The following is a 3,454-nucleotide window of genomic DNA, read 5'->3' as shown; positions in this document are numbered from 1 at the left end:
CGCGTACGTTCCGCCGCCGGTTTGATCGCAGGCACCATGCCGACGAAAGGATGCTCGGGAAATCTATCGCGCAACGCATCGATCACCAACGTCGAGGCGGTGTTGCAGGCGATGACGGAAATGGCCGGCGCAAAGCGCTCAAGCAGTTTGCCGAACAATTCGAGTATATGCGCCCTCAGCGCCGGCTCTTCCCAAGCGCCGTAGGGAAACGCAGCGTCGTCGGCGACATAGATGAAGCGGCGATCGGGCATCAGCACGCGCGCCTCGCGCAGCACGGTAAGCCCGCCGATGCCCGAATCGAACATCAGGATCGGCCGCTCAGTCATTGTCGGTTCCTTTTCCGCCAAGCGGCGGTATGTCATCGTCCTTGCCGGTGTCGGCAAGGCGCGCCGCTTCCGCCTTGCGGGCCCGCGCGGCGGCCGCGGGCAAGCGCCGCGGGTCGTCGCCAGGGGACCCGTCGCCGCGCGGCATCGCCGGAGAAAACCTGTCGAGCGACGAAATAATGCCGCGCAGCACCTTCAGCTCCGGTTCGGCAAAACCGGGGCGTGTCAGCACCGCGCGAAGATTGTCGATCATTTTCGGCTTCTTCGGCGCCGGCCGGAAATAGCCGCGCGCTTCCAGCGCGCCTTCGAGATAGGCGAACAGGCCGTGCAATTCTTCCTTGCTTGCCGATTTCATGTCCGGGCCGGAAAAATTGGTCTTGGTCTCGTCCTCCAGGCCGGACTTCATCCATTCGTAGGACATCAGAAGTGCTGCCTGGGCGATGTTGAGCGAGGAGAAATCGGGATCGACCGGGAAAGTGACGATCTCGTCGGCAAGGCCGACCTCGTCATTGTAGAGGCCGAAGCGTTCGCGTCCGAACAGGATGCCGGTGCGCTGGCCCATCACGTGGCGCGCCCGCAGCAGCCTGCCCGCCTCCACCGGCCCGCGCACGGATTTGAAGCCGTCGCGCTGCCTGGCCGTGGTGGCGAAGACAAAGTTCAGGTCGGCGAGCGCCGAGGCCAGATCGTCGAAGACGGTGACAGCGTCGATGACATGATCGGCGCGGCTGGCCGCCGCGCGCGCCTTCTCGCTCGGCCAACCATCACGCGGGTTGACCAGGCGCAGCTCCGACAGGCCGAAATTGGCCATGGCGCGCGCGACCATGCCAATGTTCTCGCCAAGCTGAGGCTCGACGAGGATGATCGCCGGGCCAGCGACTGCAATGCTATCGGGATCTTTGATGACGGGCATGATTGTCAATGAACTGCTGTTTGCGGCATTTCAGCGTCCCTGCCACATTCGGCCGGGAAAATGAAGCATTCGCAAATGACGACGGCTCTGGCCTCCAATTCGTGACCGATCGCCGTTTGCGTGGCCAAAAGCGCTTTGATATACGGGCGACATCTCCCGGCCCAACGCCGCGCGGGCAAGGCCGTCCCATATCCAGCAACGAGGCATTCTTTCCATGGCGAAGATCAAGGTGGCGAACCCGGTCGTCGAACTCGACGGCGACGAGATGACCCGCATCATCTGGCAGTTCATCAAGGACAAGCTGATCCACCCTTATCTCGACCTCAAGCTTGAATATTACGACCTCGGCATCGAGCACCGCGACGCCACCAACGACCAGGTGACCATCGATTCGGCCAACGCCATCAAAAAACACGGCGTCGGCGTGAAATGCGCGACGATCACCCCCGACGAACAGCGCGTCGAGGAGTTCAAGCTGAAGAAGATGTGGAAGTCGCCGAACGGCACCATCCGCAACATCCTCGGCGGCACCATCTTCCGCGAGCCGATCATCATGAAGAACGTGCCGCGCCTGGTGCCCGGCTGGACCAAGCCGATCATCGTCGGCCGCCATGCCTTCGGCGACCAGTACCGCGCCACCGATTTCCGCTTCCCCGGCAAGGGCAAGCTGACCATCAAGTTCGTCGGCGAGGACGGCCAGGTGATCGAGCACGATGTATACGACGCGCCCGGCGCCGGTGTCGCCATGGCCATGTACAATCTCGACGAGTCGATCCGCGAGTTCGCCCGCGCCTCGCTGAACTACGGCCTGCTGCGCAACTACCCGGTCTATCTGTCGACCAAGAACACCATCCTCAAGGCCTATGACGGCCGCTTCAAGGACATCTTCCAGGAAGTCTATGAGGCCGAGTTCGAGGCTGAGTTCAAGTCGAAGAAGCTGTGGTACGAGCACCGCCTGATCGACGACATGGTGGCCTCCGCCCTGAAATGGTCGGGCGGCTATGTCTGGGCCTGCAAGAACTATGATGGCGACGTGCAGTCCGACACGGTCGCGCAAGGCTTTGGCTCGCTCGGCCTGATGACATCGGTGCTGATGACGCCGGACGGCAAGACGGTGGAAGCGGAAGCCGCGCACGGCACGGTCACCCGCCACTACCGCCAGCATCAGAAGGGCGAGGAAACCTCGACCAATTCGATCGCTTCGATCTTCGCCTGGACGCGCGGCCTCACGCATCGCGCCAAGCTCGACGACAATGCCGACCTGAAGCGCTTTGCCGAGACGCTGGAAAAAGTCTGCATCCAGACGGTCGAGTCCGGCTTCATGACCAAGGACCTGTCGCTCTTGATCGGCCCCGACCAGCCCTGGCTGTCGACCACCGGTTTCCTCGACAAGATCGACGAGAACCTGCAGAAGGCGATGGCCTGACAAGTAAGCAAGATGGGCAAGCCCATCGTCTACGGGGCGGAGTACAGCGTCTATGTACGCATCGTCCGCCTCGTACTCGCGGAAAAAGGCATCGACTACGAGCTTGTGCCGGTCGATGTCTTTGCCGCCGAGGGGATTCCCGCCTGGTATTTCGAGCATCATCCGTTCGGCCGCATCCCGGCCTTCTGTTATGACGGGTTTCGCCTGTTCGAGACCAATGCGATTGCCCGCTATATCGACGAGGCCTTCGAAGGACCGGCGCTGCAGCCTGCCGACGCGCGCGGCCGCGCCAGGATGGGCCAGATCATCGGCATGCTCGACGCCTATGGCTATCGCGCCATGGTCTGGGATGTTGCCGTCGAGCGGCTGGAGAAGGCTGAGCCGGATTCGGCGTTGATCGCCGGCGGCCTTGCTCAGGCCGAGACGGTGCTGAAGGTGCTGAGATCGCTGAAGCCACAAGGTCCGTGGCTGCTTGGCGACCAACTGACGCTGGCGGACCTGCACGCCGCGCCGATCATCGCCTATTTCGTCAAGGTCACGCAAGGGCGCGATCTGTTGGCGCGGTTCGCGGATATCCGGGACTGGTATACACGCGTCGCCGATCGTGCGAGCTTTACGCGGACTGAAAAGGTCGCTTAGGCCGAATGAACTTCCTCAACGCCGGCGCCGCCCCTTGTATCTGCACGAGATGATTATGTGCGATGGAAGCGATTGAGCCTCGGGCCGGATGGCCATCCGGCCCGAGGCTTGGCGAAGTCGCCCGCTGCCCCTCCGGCTACAACCGTCAATGAGCTT

3 protein-coding genes and 1 pseudogene are annotated in these 3,454 nt (G+C 62.5%); 2 read left to right on the top strand and 2 right to left on the bottom strand.

From position 1 onward, the window contains the following. Positions 1-326, bottom strand: a pseudogene (locus EN939_RS25840) (glutamate racemase); the annotation flags it as partial. Next, on the bottom strand, positions 319-1,233 hold the full coding sequence (locus EN939_RS25835) for an RNA methyltransferase (protein ID WP_127270612.1): 915 nt from the start codon (positions 1,231-1,233) through the stop codon (positions 319-321). The pseudogene EN939_RS25840 and the gene EN939_RS25835, both read right to left, overlap by 8 nt. A 214-nt stretch (positions 1,234-1,447) precedes the next feature. On the opposite strand from EN939_RS25835, the gene EN939_RS25830 reads away from it, so the two are divergent. Together EN939_RS25830 and EN939_RS25825 are read left to right on the top strand one after the other, a co-directional pair. Continuing rightward, on the top strand, positions 1,448-2,659 hold the full coding sequence (locus EN939_RS25830; RefSeq protein ID WP_127270610.1) for an NADP-dependent isocitrate dehydrogenase: 1,212 nt from the start codon (positions 1,448-1,450) through the stop codon (positions 2,657-2,659). Positions 2,660-2,671: 12 nt separating this feature from the next. Continuing rightward, positions 2,672-3,298 carry a glutathione S-transferase family protein gene (locus tag EN939_RS25825; protein ID WP_127270609.1) on the top strand — a complete coding sequence of 209 codons (627 nt, stop codon included), beginning with the start codon at positions 2,672-2,674 and terminating at the stop codon, positions 3,296-3,298. Positions 3,299-3,454 lie beyond the last annotated feature (156 nt).

The sequence above is a fragment of the Mesorhizobium sp. M7A.F.Ca.CA.002.05.1.1 genome (assembly GCF_003998335.1).
GTDB lineage: Bacteria > Pseudomonadota > Alphaproteobacteria > Rhizobiales > Rhizobiaceae > Mesorhizobium.
This window is presented reverse-complemented; position numbering and strand designations above follow the sequence as displayed.